The sequence below is a fragment of the Agrobacterium sp. CG160-95 genome, assembly GCF_053521725.1.
In genome coordinates this window covers 105,088-124,792 of the sequence record NZ_JBNWDU010000001.1, presented here as the reverse complement: position 1 = coordinate 124,792, position 19,705 = coordinate 105,088, and the positions used below count along the sequence as shown (strand labels likewise).

Below are 19,705 nucleotides of genomic sequence, written 5' to 3'. Positions count from 1 at the left end.
GATTGGACATGGAGAAAAGAACGATGTCGGCAGAAAAAGTGGCGATTGTGACGGCAGGCGGCAGCGGCATGGGGGCGGCTGTGGCGAAACGTCTAAGCGCTGATGGTTACAAGCTCGCGATCCTGTCGTCCTCCGGCAAGGGAGAGGCGCTGGCGAAGGAACTGGGCGGCATCGGCGTCACCGGCTCCAACCAGTCCAACGACGATCTCAATCGACTGGTGGAACTGACGCTCGAAAAATTCGGCCGTATCGACGTTCTCGTGAACAGTGCAGGCCATGGCCCGCGCGCCTCCATTCTCGATATCACCGATGAGCAATGGCACACGGGTCTCGATGTCTACCTGATGAACGTCATCCGCCCGACACGGATTGTGGCTCCATTCATGGTGAAACAGAAAGCCGGGTCGATCATCAACATCTCGACTGCGTGGGCTTTCGAGCCGAGCAGCATGTTCCCGACTTCTGCAGTGTTCCGCGCCGGCCTTGCTTCCTACACCAAGATTTTTTCCGATACCTATGCGGCCGACAATGTGCGCATGAACAATGTTCTGCCCGGTTGGATCGATAGCCTGCCAGCCACGGAAGAGCGCCGCCAGGGTGTGCCGATGCAGCGTTACGGAACGAGCGAGGAGATAGCCGCAACCGTTGCCTTTCTCGCCTCGGAAGGTGCGGGTTACATCACCGGCCAGAACATCCGCGTCGATGGTGGTCTGACACGGTCTGTTTGACGATTGGCATATCGGGCTTCCGTCACCCGGACTTAGTGCTTTGCCAACGCGGTCAAGTCCTTGATCGGGAGAGATTTCTTTCACGGCGCAGGCGCGCCGTGGCTGGATGCCGGATTGATTACGGCATGAGATAAACCTAACATCCGCCAACAAAGCAAAACGCCCGCAACATGGTTGCGGGCGTTTTTCGTTTCAGTGTCTTCTATCAAAAGAAGCCTTTGCGCTGCCACCAGCCGCCCTTGCGCGGCTTCGGCTCGTCGCCGTCAGGGTTGGCGGGCGTGCCCGAAGAGGTCACGACCGGCTCCGAATTCGAGACATTGCTGCCCCGGTTCGCGCGAACCTTTTCTTCCGTCGCCGGTGCTCCGGCTTCCGAACCCAGATCGGCCGAGGCTTCACCCACTTCGTCGAGGGCGACATCGACGACGGTTTCCACAACGACTGCGGGCTCGACGATCACCGGCTCGACCGTTTCAACGGTTTTGGCTGCGACTTCAGCCTGCGGTGCCGCTTCAGCCGGCGGTACGTCTTCGTTCTTGGCCTTCGCCTTGCGGGTGCGGCGCGGTTTCTTCGGGGCTTCCGCTTCCACGACGTCGGCAACCACACCTTCCACCACTTCGGCAGCGGTAGGCTCTTCGGTTACGGATGCTGCGGCGGAAACCTCTTCGCTTTCGCCTTCCGTTTCGCCTTCTTCGCCGGACTCAGTGCCTGCGGCATCGAGAGCCTCGTCTTCAGCACGGTTGCGACGACCGCCACGCTTGCCACGACGGCGACGCTTGCGCTTACCCTCTTCATCAGAGCTTGCAGCTTCGTTCACACCGTTTTCATCAGCGTCGTCTGCGGCTTCATCGGTTTCGACGCCATCTTCGTCGTCCGCATCATCAGCGCCGGTGTCATCGCCAGCCTGCGCATCAACTGCACCGTTCTGGTCGTTCTGTCCGCCCTTGCCACGACGGCGACGACGACGCTTGCGCTTACGCTTGCCGTCTTCACCATTGTCGCCCTGCTGCTGTTGCTGGCGCGGCTCGCTGGCCTGCGCCTTGACGATTTCTTCCTCTTCCTCGTCCTCTTCCACCTCAACAACGAAATCGTCTTCCTCTTCCACGAAGCTCGGGAGCATCTGGATAAGGCTTTCGATCTTCACCGGATTTTCAACCGCTTCACCACGATCGATGGCGAAATGCTGCGCGCCGACGCCGGCATCGGCCGCAATGATGATCGCCACACCGAAGCGGCCTTCATAATCGACAATCGTGCCGCGCTTGTGGTTGAGCAGATAGAGAGCCGTTTCCGGCGTGCAGCGCACGGTGATGTTGTGGGTCGTGTTGCGCAGCAGATATTCCTCAACGCCGCGCAGCACGTGCAGCGCGATGGAGGATTCCGAGCGAACGTGACCCGTGCCGCCGCAATGCTGGCAGACCTGCGTGGTCGATTCCAGCACCGAAGCGCGGATGCGCTGGCGCGACATTTCCAGAAGGCCGAAATGCGAGATACGGCCGACCTGGATGCGCGCCCGGTCGTTTTTCAGGCAGTCCTTGAGCTTCTTCTCGACGGAGCGGTTGTTGCGCTTTTCTTCCATGTCGATGAAGTCGATGACAACAAGACCAGCAAGGTCGCGAAGACGCAGCTGGCGAGCCACTTCTTCCGCCGCTTCCAGATTGGTCGTCAGCGCCGTTTCTTCGATGGAATGCTCGCGGGTCGAACGACCGGAGTTCACGTCGATGGCAACCAGAGCTTCCGTCTGGTTGATGATGAGGTAACCGCCCGATTTCAGCGTAACCTGCGGCTGCAGCATGCGGTCGAGCTGGGCTTCAATGCCCGAGCGCGAGAAGATCGGGTGGATGTCGCGGTAAGGCTGAACCACCTTGGCGTGGCTCGGCATCAGCATCTTCATGAAGTCTTTTGCTTCACGGTAGCCTTCTTCGCCCGAAACGATGATCTCGCTGATATCCTTGTTATAGAGATCGCGGATCGAACGCTTGATGAGCGAGCCTTCCTCGTAAACGAGGCAGGGGGCCGTGGAGTTCAGCGTCAGCGTGCGGACGTTTTCCCACAGGCGCATCAGATATTCGAAGTCGCGCTTGATCTCGACGCGGGTGCGGTTGGCGCCTGCGGTACGCAGAATGACGCCCATGCCCTGCGGAACTTCCAGATCGCGCGCGATTTCCTTCAGGCGCTTGCGGTCGGTCGGCTGGGTGATCTTGCGGGAAATGCCACCGCCGCGTGCGGTATTCGGCATCAGCACGGAATAACGGCCGGCAAGCGACAGATAGGTGGTGAGTGCGGCACCCTTGTTGCCGCGTTCTTCCTTGGCAACCTGCACGAGAAGGATCTGGCGGCGCTTGATGACTTCCTGAATGCGATACTGCTTGCGCGGCTTGCGGGCAACGCGATCGGGAACCTCTTCCATGGCGTCTTCGGCGCCGACGGATTCGATCACTTCCTTTTCGTGATGATCGTCATCATCGTCGTCGTCATCATCGTCATTGCCACGGCGAAGACCCTCGACTTCCTCGGAAATCGTATCTGTATCGACCATGGCAGCCATTTCGCCGCCCGTGCTGCCGTCTTCTTCGGAAGAGGCCTCAGCAGTAGTGTCGGAAACGGCTTCTTCTTCCGCGACCTTCTTCTTGGCGCGGGGGCGGCGGGTACGCTTCTTCGGTGCTTCTTCCGCAACGGCCTCGACGGCCACAGCAGTCACGTCTTCGGATACCTCTTCGGCAGCGGCAGCGGCAATGGTTTCGTCCACGACCACGGCGTCAGTCGTCTCGCTGACGGCAACGATGCCGACATCCGGCTGGTCCGCCTGCGATAGATCGACAGCCGGTGCGCCGGGCTCGGGGGCGTCAGCCGATTCAAAGTCGTCGCTGTGGCGATGATCCTCGGCTTCCGCCTTGAGGAGCGCCTGACGGTCGGCGAGCGGGATCTGGTAATAGTCAGGGTGGATTTCCGCAAAAGCGAGAAACCCGTGGCGATTTCCACCGTAATCGACGAAGGCCGCCTGAAGGGAGGGCTCAACCCTCGTGACCTTGGCAAGGTAGATATTGCCGCGGATCTGTTTCTTGTGCTCCGATTCGAAGTCGAATTCCTCGATCCGGTTCCCACGGACAACGACTACGCGTGTCTCCTCTTCGTGGGAGGCGTCGATAAGCATTTTGTCTGCCATGTAAGCTGTGCTCCTCGGCGCAGCCTTGTTTTATACGAGAACAGGCCCGCCACACGGACGAGCCTTTCATATGAGTGCAAGGATGTGCCGGAAATGAAGTCTCCAGCCGGGCCTCTGTAAACTGGCAGCATCCGGACCGACGGCGAGGCGCTTGGCCTGCTCCTGGTATCCGGTTCATATGAAAACTGCTGCGACATCATTGGCCAGGCGGAACGACAATAATATATAGACCCCTTGGGGTCCGATGAATTTGCTCTCCTCAGAGCAGCGGTGGCATTGCCACCGGGTAGGTCTCCGGCCACGGCCGGAATTGATCCAGTTTCAGGATAAATGTAACGACGGCAGATGATTGCCCGTTTTGCAGCGCCAGCGTCTTTTTCGATTGGCAGCCGGCGGGCATCTATCCCGTCAACACTTTTAACCCTCATCCTTGTTGTATGTTTTCTCTGTCATAATAGCAATAGGCTGGCTAAATATGCCATATTGTTGGTGGAATTTCCGGGTTAACAATTGGTTCACCAACGCCTGCGATTGTGGGGCGCAAACGCACAAACACGCGTCCGGCGTGCCCGAAATTACGACGTTCCCGGCACTTTGCCGCACCATTTATGAAAAATGACTGAAATACGGAATTTCTTGAAGACCATGAATTTCACGCGCAGCGCAGCGATATTCGATGGGGCAGGGCCGCTTGGCGCGCGAATCGCGCGGCTTGCGGGTGCCCTTGTCTTGCCGGTTGTCTTTTCGGTCGCCGCATTCGTCTCCTGCGTTCCACAGGTCTTCGCCGTGGAGCCGCTCATCGCCAATCAGGCACGCATCATCGGCGACGAGGCGCGCACGCGCATCGTTCTCGATTTTGCCGAGGAGCCGGAATTCGACATTCACTATCTCGATTCGCCCGCCCGCATCGTCGTGGACTTTCCGGCGGTGAATTTTGCGTTCCCCGCATCGGCTCTGGCGCCAACCGGCCTTTTCTCGGACATTCGCTTCGGTAGCATGGGGCAAGACAGCGCCCGCATCGTGCTGACGGCAAAAAAACCGGTTCAGGTGGCGGTTGCCGAAACCAAGAAGGGCGAGGACGGCACATCGTTCCGTTTCGTCCTGGATGCGGAGATCACCACCAAGGCCAAATTCGCCGAACTGGTGAAAGAGCAGCAATGGCGCGCGCCGGCGCCGGTCTCGACAGCGGCGATCACGCCTGACGACAAGACATCGCGGCAGACGGATTTCGTCATCGCAGTTGATGCCGGCCATGGCGGCATCGATGCCGGCGCTTCCGGCGGCGTAACCGGCACGGAGGAAAAGGTCATCACGCTGACCTTTGCCAAGGAACTTGTGGAGCGGATGAACCGGGAGCCCGGCATCAAGGCGTTCCTGACGCGTGATTCCGACACGTTTCTCGCTCTGTCGGAACGGGTCACGATCGCCCGGCAGAATAATGCCAACCTGTTCATTTCATTGCACGCCGATACACTGAAGCAGAAGGGCATCCGGGGCGCGACCGTCTATACATTGTCAGACCGCGCCTCAGACCGCAGGGCGCAGGAGCTGGCCGAGCGCGAAAACAAGTCCGACCAGATTGCCGGTGTGGCAGCCTCCAGCGAGCCGCCTGAGGTGGCCGATATCCTTCTCGATTTCACCCGGCGCGAAACACAGGCCTTCTCGGTGACGCTGGCAGAAAATATCGTGTCGTCCTTCGAGGGACAGGTCGGCCTCATCAACAATCCGCATCGTTACGCCGGTTTCATGGTGCTGCGCGCCCATGACGTGCCATCGGTGTTGCTGGAACTCGGCTTTCTCTCCAATCCGGAAGATGAAAAACTGCTTCTTGATGCGGAATGGCGCAAGAAGGTCGCCGATACGCTTGCAACTGCGGTCGGACGATACCGCACCAAGGCCATGGCGAACGGCGGCTAAAGGGCCGGGCGGGCGAGCGGCGCCCCCGTTGTCGCCGTGCCCCTTGCTGCCGAAAAGCTGTTCAATTCTTGGGCCTTGCGGACGATTACGTTGGCGAAGCCCTATTTTACTCACATTCGCCGCGTTATTGCGGAAGCGGATTCTGTGGTGATCCGCCATTGCGGCTGGAACCGCAATTGCGGCAGTCGGCCCGGTAACATATCAGCGAATGCTGTCGTTCCGGCTTGTCATCGAAGGTATGGTGTGCAAAACGGCACGCGATATGCAAGGATGCGCCCGTATCATCGGGCGTTGATGGTTACGATTCGAATTATCGGTAGCTTGGTATGATCAGACTGATTGGATATTTTTTCGGCTTGGCCAGCGTGCTCTTCCTGTGCGCCGCCGCCGCCGGTGCAATTTATTTGCACGGCGTGACGAAGGACCTGCCGGATTACGCAGTTCTGAGCACTTATGAGCCGCCGGTGACGACCCGCGTGCACGCCGGCAACGGCGCGCTCATGGCGGAATACGCCCATGAAAAGCGCCTGTTCCTGCCGATCCAGGCTATCCCGGACCGTGTGAAGGCAGCTTTCCTTTCGGCGGAAGACAAGAATTTCTACAACCATCCGGGTGTGGACATCTGGGGTCTCGGCCGTGCCGTTCTCGTCAACCTCCAGAATATCGGCTCCGGCCGTCGTCCGGTCGGCGCGTCCACAATCACTCAGCAGGTGGCAAAGAACTTCCTGCTCACCAACGACCAGACCTTCGACCGCAAGCTCAAGGAAGCGCTTCTGTCCTTCCGCATCGAGCAGACCTATTCCAAGGACAAGATCCTCGAGCTTTATCTCAACGAGATCTTTTTCGGCCTGAATTCCTACGGTATCGCCGGTGCGGCACTCACCTATTTCAACAAATCGGTCACCGAACTGACGATTGCGGAAACCGCCTATCTTGCATCGCTGCCGAAGGGCCCGGCCAACTACCATCCGATCCGCCGCGAGAAGGCGGCGCTGGAGCGCCGCAACTGGGTGATCGACCGCATGGCCGAGAACGGCTACATCACGGTCGGCGATGCCGAGGATGCAAAGAAGCAGCCGCTTGGCGTCAATCTGCGCCGTGGCGGCGCGCATATCTTCGCGTCTGACTATTTCGCCGAGGAAGTCCGCCGCCAGATCGTCGAGAAATACGGCGAGCAGGCGCTTCTTGAAGGAGGCCTTTCGGTTCGCACCTCTTTCGATCCGCAGATCCAGATGGAGGCGCGCAAGGCGCTTCAGGACGGTCTGGTGCAATATGACGAGCGTCGCGGTTTCCGCGGACCCGTCGAAAAGATCGAGACAACCGGTGACTGGACTGCGGCACTCGCCAAGGTAAAGGGCCTTCGCGACGTTCCCGAATGGAAGATCGCGGTTGTCCTCGCCGTTGCTGCCGATGGCATCGATATTGGCGTGCAGGTCGACCCCGATGCCGAGGATGGCGACAAGCGCACACGCGGCCATATCTCCGCTGAAAACATGCGTTGGGCCTATCGCGATGCCACAGGCAAAAAGCCGACGGCTAAGTCGCCGGTTGGCGTTCTGGCTGTTGGTGACGTCGTTTACGCACAGCCGCTGTCCGGTTCCGGCAACGAATATCGTCTGCGCCAGCCCCCGAAGGTGCAGGGCGGCATGATGGTGATGGATCCGCACACTGGCCGCGTTCTGGCCATGGTCGGCGGCTTCTCCTACGCGCAATCGGAATTCAACCGCGCCACGCAGGCGATGCGCCAGCCCGGCTCCTCCTTCAAGCCGTTCATCTATGCGGCTGCACTCGACAACGGCTATACCCCGGCCTCGGTCATTCTCGACGCGCCGATCGAGGTTGTTTCGGGCGGCCAGGTCTGGAAGCCGCAGAATTACGGCGGGGGTTCCGCCGGCCCTTCGACCCTGCGTCTCGGCATCGAAAAATCCCGTAACCTCATGACAGTGCGTCTGGCGCAGGACATGGGCATGAATCTGGTCGCTGAATATGCCGAACGCTTCGGCATCTACGACAAGATGCCGCCGCTTCTGGCAATGTCGCTCGGTTCGGGCGAAACAACCATCATGCGCATGGTCTCGGCCTATTCTGTGATCGCCAATGGCGGCAAGCAGATCAAGCCGACGCTGATCGACCGCATCCAGGACCGTTACGGCAAGACGATCTTCCGGCATGAGGAACGTGCCTGTGAGGGCTGCAACGCCACAAGCTGGCAAAATCAGGACGAGCCGGTCATCGTTGATAACCGCGAGCAGGTTCTCGACCCGATGACCGCTTACCAGACGACATCCATGCTGGAAGGTGTCGTGCAGCGCGGCACGGCGGCGGGCAAGATCAAGGTCGATCTGCCGGTTGCCGGCAAGACGGGCACCACCAACGATGAAAAGGACGCCTGGTTCGTCGGTTACACGCCGGACATGGTTGCCGGTCTTTATATCGGCTTCGATTCGCCCGCACCGCTTGGGCGCGGCGGCACCGGTGGTTCGCTGTCGGCACCGATCTTCGGCGAGTTCATCGCCGATGCGGCCAAGCACCTGGAACCGAGCAAGTTCATCGTGCCTGAAGGCATGAAGTTCATCGCCGTCAACCGCAAGACCGGCATGGCCGCTTCGGAAGGCGAACCTGATACGATCATGGAAGCCTTCAAGCCGGGCACCGGCCCGGCCGATACCTTCTCGGTGATCGGCGCGGAAGGCATGTCGCAAGAGGATATTCTGAAGACCTCGCCACAGGCCCAGCAGGCCATCACCGGCGGTGGCGGCGGTCTTTATTGATACCAGTCTTATGTTTGGCGGGGGGCGCGGGTCTTTACATCCGCGCCCCCCGCATTTATTTGAGCTACCAGTTTAAATGAAGGCGAAGAACCAGCGAAATGCGCAATGAAATTGTGAACGTAGTCGACGAAATCAAGCAGGCCATAAGCCTGCTGAGGAGGCATCTTTGACTGGGACCAGGCGATAAGACGACTGGACTGGTTGAATAACAAGGCAGAGGACCCGACCCTCTGGAACGATGCCACCGAAGCGCAGAAATTGATGCGCGAGCGCCAGCAGCTGGATGACAGCATCAATGGCGTGAAGGCGCTTGAGCAGCAGCTCAAGGACAATGTCGAGCTGATCGAACTCGGCGAGATGGAAGGCGACGACGAGATCGTCAAGGACGCCGAAGATGCGCTGAAGGCGCTGAGGAGCGAGGCGAACCGCCGTCAGGTGGAAGCCATGCTTTCCGGTGAAGCTGATAGCAACGATACCTATCTCGAAGTTCATTCCGGCGCCGGCGGTACGGAAAGCCAGGACTGGGCCAACATGCTGCTGCGCATGTATACCCGCTGGGCTGACCGCGAAGGCTTCAAGGTTGAAGTGCTGGAAGTTCATGACGGCGAAGAGGCCGGCATCAAGTCCGCGACGATCCTCGTCAAGGGCCACAATGCCTTCGGCTGGCTGAAGACGGAATCGGGCGTACACCGCCTCGTCCGCATCTCGCCCTATGACAGCAATGCGCGTCGCCACACATCGTTCTCCTCCGTCTGGGTTTACCCAGTGGTCGATGATTCGATCCAGATCGACATCAATGAGAGCGATTGCCGCATCGATACCTATCGTTCGTCCGGTGCAGGCGGCCAGCACGTCAACACCACCGATTCGGCCGTGCGTATTACCCACATACCGACCGGTATTGCCGTGGCCTGCCAGCAGGAGCGTTCCCAGCACAAGAACCGCGCCAAGGCGTGGGACATGCTGCGCGCCCGTCTCTACGAGGTGGAACTGCAAAAGCGGGAAGATGCGGCAAACGCTCAGGCCGCATCCAAGACGGATATCGGCTGGGGCCACCAGATCCGTTCCTACGTTCTGCAACCCTACCAGTTGATCAAGGACCTGCGCACCGGCGTGGAAAGCACCGCACCCGGCAACGTGCTGGATGGCGATCTGAACCAGTTCATGGAAGCGGCCCTCGCGCACCGCATCAGCGGCGGCGCAGACGTGGAAGTGGCTGATATCGACTGACGCGTCGCAGCGTCGCTTGAAAAAATCACCCCTCGCAAACCCATTGCGAGGGGTTTTTCGTTGGAGGAGATGGATGAAACAGGCGCTTTACATCGTCGACGTTCAGCCGAGCTTCAATCCGCCGGCTGCACTTGTGGCGGAAATATCCGCGCTGGCGGCCACCATGCCAAGCGTTGCCAGCGTCGAGCGCCATGATGAAAGCGTCACGCCTTTCGAGCGGCAACTCGGCTGGAAGCCGGGCAGGGACGACTGCTCGCTGGTTGCGGCGGACTGGATTTTCATAAAGCACGGCTACGCTCCGCCAAGGGCGGCTATCGACCACCTCCTGTCTCTAAAGCTCGACAGGGTGCTGGTCTGCGGCATTCAGGCCGATACCTGCGTGCTGGCTGCGGGTTTTGCCCTGTTCGATGCGGGGCTTCATCCCACGCTTCTGCCATGGCTGACGGTGGGCTCCAGCCTCGATCGCAGCGGCGAACTCGGCGCCAGACTATGGAAACATCATTTCGGTGCGGTTCTGGCCGGGCCGCATGAGCTTAACGCGTAGAGAGTTTCCAGTAAAACTGCGTATAATCCAGGGGGTAGAGAACCTCCAACGATTCCGTTCAAACCGACGTTCTCTCGCCCTCAGTTCGAGGCCTTTTCGATCTTCATCTCGCCGAGTTCGTCGATCAGGATCGTCCAGCTTTCCGCTTCCCTGATCTGCGGATCGATTTTCAGATAGACGGTCACAAACAGGCCGGGCGAGGCCGATGCACCGTTTGAGCTTTCGGGGCGAATATCCGTGACGTAGGACTTCATCTGGCTGAACTCTTCCAGCTCGATGTTTTCGAGAAGGTTCGGTCCATTTGCGCTAGTGGCGATGCGCTGCAGATAGACTTTAGCGGTGCCATCGCCCTGGCGGATTGCAACCACCTTGTAATAACCGCGTGTGGGCGTCGCTGGCGGCGGCCGCAACTGGCCGTCAGGACCTTTCACCGGCTCAAGATTATGCTCTTCCCACATGCCGCTGCTGACAACGAAGATCGCCGATACCGGCAAGTTGTCGATGGCCTCCGTTTGCGCCCGCACGGGTAGCGCTGTGGCGGCGAAAATCAGCGCGGCGAGAAGAGGTTTTTTCAGGGGCATGGCCATCATCAGTGGTTGGCGTCAATTGTTGAATTGTTCGGCGAGTACGCGGTCTGACCATGAACGGTCTGGGTCCGAGAGAATTCTGGCCGTCCTGTCCTGCGATTGCGCAATCCGCACATGCCGTACGGATTTCACCTCCGTATGGTCGGCGACCGCGTTCACCGGACGCTTGTCGCGCTCCAGAACGTGAATATCGACCGTCACCTTGTTGGGCAAAAGTGCGCCGCGCCAACGCCTTGGCCGGAAGGCGCTGACGGGTGTGAGCGCCAGCAGCGGTGATTCCAACGGCAGGATCGGTCCATGGGCTGAGAAGTTATAAGCTGTTGACCCCGCCGGTGTCGCAACCATCATGCCGTCGCAAATCAATTCTTCAAGCCGCGTCTTGCCGTCCACCTCGACACGAAGCTTGGCGGCCTGATGCGATTGCCGGAACAGGCTGACCTCGTTCATGGCAAGCGCCGTAAATTCATCGCCGTCGGAATCCGTCGTCGTCATGCGCAGCGGATGAAAATCATTGCCGGTCGCCACCGCAATACGCTCGACCAGGCCGTCTACCCGGTAGTCGTTCATCAGAAAGCCGACCGATCCCCGGTTCATGCCATAGACCCGCTTGCCGGAATTCATCGTTTCGTTGAGAATTTGCAGCATGAAGCCATCGCCGCCGAGCGCCACGATCACTTCCGCCTCGTCGAAGGGTGTGTTGCCGTAAGCGCCTTTCAGCTCCTCCAGCGCCCTCTGCGCCTCCTCGGTTGCGGAGGCCACGAAGGATAGTGAACAGTTAGAATGCGACATTCGCTTCCCTCGGCAACGACGCATACCGGAATCGATATGCGGACGATGCTGTAACCTGTTGAAGCAGCTCATAATCTCCAAACGTCGATAAAACGGTCGATCGCAAGCCACAAGACGCATCCTTGGTACATGAAGACGGCAGCAGGCGACAAGGCCTTTCCGGCGGACAGGCGTTCGCAGCAGGCGGGTTTGCCCGCGCGCGATCCACAGCTTCTTGGTTTCCGGCCTTCGACAAGGGTTGCGATGCGGCGCGACGTGAGGCAACTTGCGCGAAACAAGCGGAACGGCGAGTGGCAGGAGACGGGCGTGGTGCTGAATTACAATATCTACGATGTCTTTACCGAGACCAAAATGGCGGGAAATCCGCTGGCAGTCATGTATGACGCGGATGGCCTCGACCAAGTGACGATGCAGGCGATAGCCAGAGAAATGAACCTCTCCGAGACCGTTTTCGTCAACCGCTCGGGCAACCCGGCCCACGCGGCTTCGCTGCGTATCTTCACGCCTTCGGGCGAGTTGCCTTTCGCGGGCCACCCGACTGTTGGCGCAGCGATCGCGATAGCCGAGCGCAATCGCAATGAAGGTGACGACGATATCGATATGGTCTGTGTGCTGGAGGAAAAGGTGGGTCCGGTCCGCTGTGCGGTGAAAATGCGCGCCGGTGCGGTCAGCTTCGCCGAATTCGACCTGCCGCGCAAATCGTCCCGCGTCACCCTGCCGCTCGATCATACCGCACTTGCCGATGCGCTGGGCGTGAGCGAAGGCCATCTCGGCTTTGAGAACCACGTACCGTCGATCTGGACGGCCGGTGTGCCGTTCCTGCTCGTGCCGCTGCACAATATTGCCGCTATCAGCGAAATGGATTTCGACGCCAATCTCTGGCTGCGCACCGCACCGCTGGTGGAGGGGCGCCTGACGGCGGCCTATATCTACTGTCGCGGCGGCGTCAATCACGCGGCAAAGTTCCATGCCCGCATGTTTTCCCCGGAAATGGGGATTTCGGAAGACCCCGCCACCGGTTCCGCCGCCGCCGCCCTTTCCGGTGCAATCCATCATTTCGACGGCCTGACAGACGGTCACTATCCGCTCTTGATAGAGCAGGGCGTGGAGATGGAACGTCCTTCCCACATCCATCTGCGCATGGACATCAAGGACAACGAAATCGCCCGCGCCCGCATCGGTGGCCACGCGGTCCGGGTAGCATCGGGTACGTTCGAGATCTGATTTCAACGTGAGCGACTGAACTACAGTCGAAAAGCTACCTGCCGACCAAAACGAAAAACCCCGGCCATGACCGGGGTTTTATTGTTTCTGGTCTTAACCAGAGATCAGTTGAACCGACCCGCCGCATGGGCAAGCATCGTGTAGACCTTGCCGGTATCGGAGGTGAGGTAGGACTGGGTGACTGTCCGGTCACGGTCCGTGCGGGCGACATCAGCGAGCAGCTTTTCGAAATCGGTGATGTAGCGGTCTACGGCGGTGCGGAATTCGGCCTCCCGCTCATATTTGCGCTTGATCTCGTCAAACGTCGTCTGGCCCTTCAGCGTATAGAGGCGACGGGTGAAGACGTCACGTTCGCCGCGCTGGTACCGGCGCCACAGTTCCACCGACGCATCGTGGTCGATCGCGCGGGCGATGTCGACGGACAGCGAGTTCAGCGATTCCACCATGTGACGCGGATTGCGGGTATCGGCAGCACGGGTGGGCTGCTGATCGCCGCTTGCGCGGGGTGCGGAAGCGGCGGCCGATTCCTGCGAGGCGCCGCGCAGAAGATCGCTGATCCAGCCACCGCCTTCTTCGCGGCGTGCGGCAGGCGCTGCAGCCGCCTGGGACGGGGCAGGCGCCTGACGGTTTTCGACCTGGCGGTTCTCAAGCGGCAGGGTGCCACGCAAGGCGGGTGCGGCTGCCGGCTGCGGCTGAGCCGGGCGTGGTGGCTGTGCCGGCGTGGCTGCTGCCGGCTGCGGACGCGCTTCGATACGGCGTTCAGCGGCAGGCTGGGTCGCTGCAATGGCGCGGGCGACGGGTTCGGAAACTTCCATCTGTTGGGTCGAGCGACCGACAAGCTGGGAAATATCCTGCAGGGCCTTGATCTGCTCGGAAACGGCGCGGCGCATCGCTGCGGCGCTTTCCTTGGCCTCTTCCGGCAGGTCGAACGCGCCGCGCTTCAGTTCGGCACGGGTCGCATCCAGCTCGCGGCGGATATCGTGGCTGGAGCGGCGGATTTCGTCCGTCGCGCCGGCAAAACGGCTGACAGCTTCCTCAACTGCCTGACGCAGCGTTTCCTTGAGGTTGGCGGCGGCGGCATTGGATTTTTCCGAGGCACTGCCGAGCAGGTTGTCGACTTCCGAAAGCGAGGATTCGACACCGCCACGCAGGCGGTTGACCAGCTCGTCGGAATATTTCTGCGCGTCGGAAAGCGTGCTCTCGATCGAACGGCTGGCATCCTGACCAGCGGCGAGCAGGGCGCCCCGCATGGTCTGTGCTGCCGAGCGGGCGCGCTGTTCCGTCTCGTCGAGCGAACGGCCGATATCGGAGAAGGATGCCTGCAGATTGTCACGCAGGTTGCCGGCGACGTTCTGCGAACGCTCCTCGGCCTCGTTGAGCGTGGTTTCCACCACGCTGACGACGCCGCGCATGGCGGTTTCGATTTCCTCGGAACGCTTGACTAGTCCGACAGACAGGCTGCGAAGTGCATCCTGACGCTCTTCCAGCGTACCGACAAGGCTCGACTGCGCGGCATTGAGCAGTTCGGACGCCTGGCTCAGAACCTTCGAATGTTCCTCGAAACGTCCGACGATGCCGGCAACCTGCGCCAGTGTCTGGCCGGAAATATTCGACAGACGATCGATCTTTCCTTCGAGCAGACGGCTGGAGCTGGACACCATGTCGGCGGCCTGCGAGGCGGATTCGGAGAAGCGGGTGGCCGATGCGTTCAACGCTTCGTCGGCCGTGCCGAATTCCTGCGCGGCGCGCTCAACCGCAGAGTTGAAGTTGTTTGCCGACTTTTCGACGATTTCGGCCATGCTGTTATGGGTCTGCGACAGCATATCCGTGCTCTGGCGCGTGGCGGCGACAAGCTTGTTTGCCACATCGCTTCCCGTGCGGGTGTATTTGTCGATACCTTCTTCGACGGCGTCGGCCATGGCCGTATGCGTCTGCGACAGCATGTCCGTGCTCTGGCGGGTTGCCGCGACAAGCTTGCTTGCTGCCTCGCTTCCGGCATTGGCATAATCGCTGATCGCCTGTTCCACCATGCCGACCATGCCGCTGTTGCTCTGCGACAGAAGTTCGGCGCTCTGCTGGGCGGCGGAGACGATCTTTTCGGCGGCTTCGCGACCGATGGTGGCGTATTCGTCGACGACAGGCTTTGCCTTCTCTTCGATCAGACGCGACAGTTCAGCAGAACGGCTGGCCAGCATCGAGTTGAGTTCGCGAGTGCGGTTGTCCAGCGCCGAGCGGATGGATTCGCCGCGCGCATCGAGAGCGGATTCGACACCGGTCAGGGTCTCGGAAATGACGCCCACCTGCGAGCGCACGACCGCTTCGGCCTCGGCAACCTTGTTGACGATGATGTTGCCCGCCTCGGAGAAGGTCTGAGCGACGGCTGCCGCCTGGCCGGACAGGCGTGTCTGTGCATCCGAGATGCGATTGACGATCTCGCCAGAACGTTCTTCGATCGCCTTGGTGAAGGCGTCGTTCTGCGCCTGTACCTGTTCGGCGAATTCCGAGCCGGTTTTCGCAAGCAGGGCAGTGGAACGAACGGCTTCTTCGTCGATGCTCTGGGTGGCGGAAATGACCGCCCCACGCAGGCCGACCGCGAGTTCGCTCGCCTTGCCTTCGATGGTGCGGTTGACGTTTTCGAGGCCGATCGTCAGCGCGCGGTCCATGGTGCCGAGGCGTTCATCGATGCGGGCCGAACCGGCATCGAAGGTTTCCGCCAGACGGCTGGTGCGGCTTTCGAAGGTGTCGGCAACCCGTATCGTCTGCTCGTCCAGAATGCCGGTGATACGTTGAGCCGCATCGTCGCTGGTGCGGGCGAAGGCGGCTGTCTTGTCTTCCAGCGCGTCGGCAAAGCGACGTCCGGCATCCTCGATCGAGGTGTTGACGTTGCCGAGATCGCTCGACACACGCTCCTGTAGCGCACCGAGCGAAGTCTCGATGCGGGTGCCGGTCTCGTCGAGCCTGCCCGTAACGCTTCCGATCGAGGTTTCGATCCGCGAGGAGAGAGCATCGGTCGCACCGCCGATTTCGCGGGCGGCCTCACCGATCTTGACGGCAATATCGCCGGCGCTGTTGCGAAGACGCTGTTCCAGCGTGGCTGCACTGCCGTCTATGGCCTTCTGCAACGTCTCCTGCTGGGTTTCGAGCGAGAGTTCGAGCATGCTGGCGCTGGATGCAACGGTGGTGCCGATCATCATCGCCTGCTCGGAGAGCATGTCGCCCATCTGGGTCGTGGCTGAGCTCAACGTCGCGGCGATATCCGCCTGGCGCTGCTCGAGCGCGGTACGGATGTCTTCATGCGACTGCGAGAGGTTGTTTTCGAGGCGGGAGACGCCTTCTTCCACCGTCTGCGCAAAACGGCTGCTGCCGTCTTCCACGACGCTTTCGATGCGGCTGGCCGCGCCGGAGACGCTCTGCTCGATCAGGCCGCTATTGCGCTCAAGCGAGCCGGCAATGCGTTCGGCCTGCGAACCGAGCATGGTCTCCAGCCGCTCGTGGCCGCTGGCGAGTGCGTTTTCAAGCGTGAAAGCCGTCGATTCCAGTCGCTGGCCGACGCCTGCGGCCGCGAGCGACAGTGACGCGGTTCTGGCATCCATCGCCTCGGAGATACGCTCCTCAACGCCGGAAATCGTCATGTCGAGCGCGATGGTGCGGCTGTCGAGCGCGTCCGCGATGCGTTCTTCCGCACTGGAGACAATGCCGGAAAGGGCGGCAGTGCGGCTGTCCAGAGCATCGGCAATACGATCTTCGACCCCGGAAACCGCCGAGTGAAGCGCAGCAGTGCGTCCGTCGAGGATGTCGGCGATCTTTTCCTCGACACCGGAGAAGCTCAGGTCGAGCGCCATGGTGCGGCTGTCGAGCACGTCCGTGATCCGCTCTTCCGCGCCGGATACGACATTTTTGAGCGAAGCCGTGCGGCTGTCGAGTGCGCTGGCAATGCGGGTCTCGGCACCGGCCACCAATTCGCCAAGAACGGCGGTGCGGGTATCGAGCGCTTCGGTAATTTTTTCCTCGGCGCCGGAAAACGCCATGTCAAATGCCATGGTGCGGCTGTCGAGTGCATCTGCAATGCGTTCTTCAACGCCGGAGACGACGGCGTTAAGCGCCGCCGTGCGGCCATCGAGCGTTTCCGCGATACGGGTCTCGGCACCGGCCACCAATTCGCCAAGGACGGCGGTGCGGGTATCGAGCGCTTCGGTAATTTTTTCCTCGGCGCCGGAAAACGCCATGTCGAGTGCCATGGTGCGGCTGTCGAGTGCATCCGCAATGCGTTCTTCAGCCCCCGAAACGACGGCGTTGAGTGCTGCCGTGCGACCATCAAGCGTTTCCGCGATACGGCTCTCGGCACCGGCAACCACGTCGCCGAAGGTGGACGTGCGGCTGTCGAGTGCGCCCGCAATCCTCTCTTCGGCACTTGCCACAATGCCGGACAGAGCGGAGGTACGGTTGTCGAGCGTTTCCGACAGCCTCTCCTCGACATTGGCGAAGGTCATGTCGAGCGACAGCGTGCGGCTGTCCATCGTGTCGGCGATGCGTTCCTCGACGCCGGAAATGGCGCTGGAAAGAGCGGCCGTGCGGCCATCCAGCGTCTCGGCAATACGGTTTTCCGCACCGGATACGACGTCGTGCAGGGCAGCCGTGCGGCTTTCCAGCGTATCGGAAATGCGGTCCTCGATGCCGGAAACGGCGCCGGTGATGGCGGCGGCGCGGGTTTCGAGCGTTTCCGAAAGACGGCGCTCGACATCGGCAACGACGCTGTTGATTGCGGCTGCACGCTCCTCAAGCATCGCGGCTAGACGTTCCGCCGTGCCGGAGACCGAGCCGGTAATGGCCAGCGAACGGCTGGCAAGCGCCTCGTCGAAACGGTCCTGGCTTGCCGAAAGCGCGCCAAACAGGGCATTGCTGCGCTCCGCCAGCACGCCGTCGATCTTCTCGTGCGAATTGGCGAAGGCATCGGTGATTTCAGCGGTGCGCTGGCCGATTGCGTCGCTGAACGCGCGGGTACGGGTCTCAAGCGCGCTTTCGAGCATTTCCTGGCCGGTGCCCAGTGCGGTTGCAAGTGCAAGCGACTGATCGGTCATGGTGTTGCCGATGCGCTCAAGTCCGCTGGTCAGCATGGTGTCGAGGGCTTCGGAGCCGCCGGCAACGGTTTCGTTGATCCGGGCGAGGCTCTCCATCAGCTTGCTGTCGAGGCTGCCGGCGCGCTGGTCGAAGGCACTGGCGAAATCCGCCACATGTTCGTCGAAGGCGGAGTTGACCTGGCCGACCGTCGCCTGCAGGCGTTCTTCATAGAGGCCGGAGCGAAGATCGAGATCCATGATCGCGTCATCAGCCGTGCTTTGCAGGCTCTGGCGGAAGGACAGGCCTTTTTCTTCAAGCGTCGTGGACAGCTTGTCGAGCACGTTATCCAGCGAGCCGCCGATGATCTGCTGGCCGCGATCGATATTGCGGTTGAGTTCGAGCGTGCGGGTGGAAAGGGTCTCGTTGAGCTGGCGGGTGCGTTCCTCGAGTGCGCTGTTGAGGCTTTCCGCGCCGCTGTCCAGCGTCGAGGCGTGGATCGCGAAGCGTTCCAGCAGCACTTCGCCGCGCTCGTCCAGCGTTGAGGTGAGGTTGTGCAGACGCATGTCGAATTCGCTCGACAGCGTTGCGCCCGAGGAATTCAGTGCCTGAAGCAGGTTTTCGGTCTTGGCGGCAATCAGGCTGCCCATCGCCTCGGTCGAGGCGCGCGATTTTTCCAGCAGCGCGGCCGAGCGTGTGTCAATCATCGAGGCGAAGGCCTCACCGGTCGTGGAAAGCCGCATCGAAAGCTCTTCGCCGACGATGGAAAGCTCTTCCTTGATCTGTTCCTGCGCGCCTACAATGGAGGAGCGGATGCGCTCCGCATGGTTGACGATAGCGTCACGCTCGGCGCTCAGTTCCTGCACGAGGCTGCGCACGCGCAGTTCATTGTCTGCATAGCTGCGCTCAAGCGCGTTGACTTCAGAATGGACGAGCGTTTCGAGTTCCGTCGCGCGGGCAATGGTGCGCTCGATGCCATCGTTCATGGCCGAGACTTCTCGGCGAACCGCCTGGCCGACGGACATGATCCGGTCGGACGCGACAGTTTCGGGTTCGGCAAGACGAAGGGCGACTTCTGCCATCGACCGGGCAGCGTTGCGCAGATCGCGGGCACGCGCCATCATGATCGCGAAGGCGAAGAACAGCATGATCGGAACGACGATGCCGACGACGATCGCCATCAGCCCAGGTATTGCGGCGAGATCGGCAACCGAGCCGATGTTCCAGAGTGCACTGCCGTAGATAAGATGCGCGATGCCGAGGCCGCCGAGCGCCCAGATCACCGACATGATCGTCGCGTTTCTGAGCGCGCCGCCGATAGAGCCGCCTTCGAGCGATTTCAGGATCATGGCCGGGCTGCGCTTGGAGCCGTCGTTGGCAGCTTCCAGATTGGGGGATCTGGGTGCCTGTTCGGCAGGCGCGCGCGCGGCCTCGGGAGCAGGGGTCTGTCTGCTTGCTTCCTTCAATCTGGCCTCCGGCTGCTTTGGCGCTGTCGTCTTCCGCGATTCCGGCTTGTCTTCGAAAGCACCAAGCTGCAGGGCGTCTTCCAACGCCTGAAATGCAGTCTCGTCGACAGAGTCGCTGATCTTGTTATTCGCCATGCGGTTACGCCTCGTTACACATACGCCCGGCTTCATGCCGTTTGACCATCTGCGACCCGCAAATGGACTGCCGCCATCATGCCAGCGGAACATTAT

10 protein-coding genes are annotated in these 19,705 nt (G+C 60.8%); 6 read left to right on the top strand and 4 right to left on the bottom strand.

The window, feature by feature from the left end; all coding sequences use genetic code 11:
- The first annotated feature begins 23 nt into the window (after window positions 1-23).
- Window positions 24-728, top strand: a complete 705-nt coding sequence (locus ACQZ63_RS00590) for an SDR family oxidoreductase (protein ID WP_065704664.1) — start codon at window positions 24-26, stop codon at window positions 726-728.
- 205 nt (window positions 729-933) lie between these two features.
- Here ACQZ63_RS00590 and ACQZ63_RS00585 read toward each other — a convergent pair whose 3' ends face one another.
- Window positions 934-3,891: an Rne/Rng family ribonuclease gene (locus tag ACQZ63_RS00585; protein ID WP_448799051.1), complete on the bottom strand. Its 2,958-nt coding sequence runs from the start codon at window positions 3,889-3,891 to the stop codon at window positions 934-936.
- Between the two features lie 645 nt (window positions 3,892-4,536).
- Here ACQZ63_RS00585 and ACQZ63_RS00580 point away from each other — a divergent pair.
- The 4 genes from ACQZ63_RS00580 (at window position 4,537) to ACQZ63_RS00565 (ending at window position 10,353) form a co-directional block, all read left to right on the top strand.
- Window positions 4,537-5,808, top strand: coding sequence for an N-acetylmuramoyl-L-alanine amidase (locus ACQZ63_RS00580; protein WP_065688249.1), 1,272 nt, complete (start codon window positions 4,537-4,539; stop codon window positions 5,806-5,808).
- 326 nt (window positions 5,809-6,134) lie between these two features.
- Window positions 6,135-8,579 carry a penicillin-binding protein 1A gene (locus ACQZ63_RS00575; RefSeq protein ID WP_003512768.1) on the top strand — a complete coding sequence of 815 codons (2,445 nt, stop codon included), beginning with the start codon at window positions 6,135-6,137 and terminating at the stop codon, window positions 8,577-8,579.
- A 98-nt stretch (window positions 8,580-8,677) separates the two neighbouring features.
- Window positions 8,678-9,809 (top strand): peptide chain release factor 2 gene (gene prfB, locus ACQZ63_RS00570; RefSeq protein WP_097102382.1). Its coding sequence is split into 2 segments (ribosomal slippage): window positions 8,678-8,746 and window positions 8,748-9,809, totalling 1,131 coding nucleotides; the frame shifts between segments, so codons are not numbered across the junction.
- 73 nt (window positions 9,810-9,882) lie between these two features.
- Window positions 9,883-10,353 carry a cysteine hydrolase family protein gene (locus ACQZ63_RS00565; protein ID WP_013635994.1) on the top strand — a complete coding sequence of 157 codons (471 nt, stop codon included), beginning with the start codon at window positions 9,883-9,885 and terminating at the stop codon, window positions 10,351-10,353.
- An 80-nt stretch (window positions 10,354-10,433) separates the two neighbouring features.
- Here ACQZ63_RS00565 and ACQZ63_RS00560 read toward each other — a convergent pair whose 3' ends face one another.
- Both ACQZ63_RS00560 and ACQZ63_RS00555 read right to left on the bottom strand, forming a co-directional pair.
- Complete coding sequence (locus tag ACQZ63_RS00560; RefSeq protein ID WP_111783317.1) at window positions 10,434-10,934, bottom strand: hypothetical protein; 501 nt, start codon at window positions 10,932-10,934, stop codon at window positions 10,434-10,436.
- A gap of 21 nt (window positions 10,935-10,955) precedes the next feature.
- Window positions 10,956-11,729: an NAD kinase gene (locus ACQZ63_RS00555; protein WP_003512774.1), complete on the bottom strand. Its 774-nt coding sequence runs from the start codon at window positions 11,727-11,729 to the stop codon at window positions 10,956-10,958.
- A 306-nt stretch (window positions 11,730-12,035) separates the two neighbouring features.
- On the opposite strand from ACQZ63_RS00555, the gene ACQZ63_RS00550 reads away from it, so the two are divergent.
- Window positions 12,036-12,953: a PhzF family phenazine biosynthesis protein gene (locus tag ACQZ63_RS00550; RefSeq protein WP_035251764.1), complete on the top strand. Its 918-nt coding sequence runs from the start codon at window positions 12,036-12,038 to the stop codon at window positions 12,951-12,953.
- Window positions 12,954-13,057: 104 nt separating this feature from the next.
- Here ACQZ63_RS00550 and ACQZ63_RS00545 read toward each other — a convergent pair whose 3' ends face one another.
- Window positions 13,058-19,609, bottom strand: coding sequence for an apolipoprotein A-IV repeat region-like domain-containing protein (locus ACQZ63_RS00545; protein WP_113555846.1), 6,552 nt, complete (start codon window positions 19,607-19,609; stop codon window positions 13,058-13,060).
- Window positions 19,610-19,705: the final 96 nt, after the last annotated feature.